The sequence below is a fragment of the Mesorhizobium sp. M1A.T.Ca.IN.004.03.1.1 genome (assembly GCF_003997555.1).
GTDB lineage: Bacteria > Pseudomonadota > Alphaproteobacteria > Rhizobiales > Rhizobiaceae > Mesorhizobium.
The window spans coordinates 1-267 of record NZ_RZTV01000407.1; the positions used below are offsets into that span (position 1 = coordinate 1).

Genomic DNA, 267 nt, shown 5'->3' on the forward strand with positions numbered 1-267 from the left:
CGCGAATGGCGCGCCGTCAGCGTCTCGACAGATTTCGAGCCTGATGCGGAGGTGCAGGCGATGCCCTGGGAGAAGAAGGCCGGCTGAAATGAGCCAAAAACAAAGCGCCGCGGAAGAGCGGCGCCTTGCGATGCATGGGTTGGAAGATCAGCCGGCGGTGCAGAAATGGCTGCGGCCGTCATAGCCGATATAGGTGCCGCTGCGCGGATCGAAGGAGCGGTAGCGGTACGAGCAATAACGCTCCCATTGCGGTGTCCAAGGCTCAAC

Annotated in this window: 1 protein-coding gene and 1 pseudogene; one reads left to right on the forward strand and one right to left on the reverse strand. The window is 61.8% G+C overall.

Annotated features, from left to right (window positions below; all coding sequences use genetic code 11):
* Positions 1-87: pseudogene (locus EOD29_RS37625) on the forward strand (short-chain dehydrogenase/reductase); the annotation flags it as partial.
* 60 nt (positions 88-147) lie between these two features.
* Here EOD29_RS37625 and EOD29_RS32200 read toward each other — a convergent pair.
* A partial coding sequence (locus tag EOD29_RS32200) for a BA14K family protein (RefSeq protein WP_164763964.1) occupies positions 148-267 on the reverse strand: 120 nt, incomplete at its 5' end.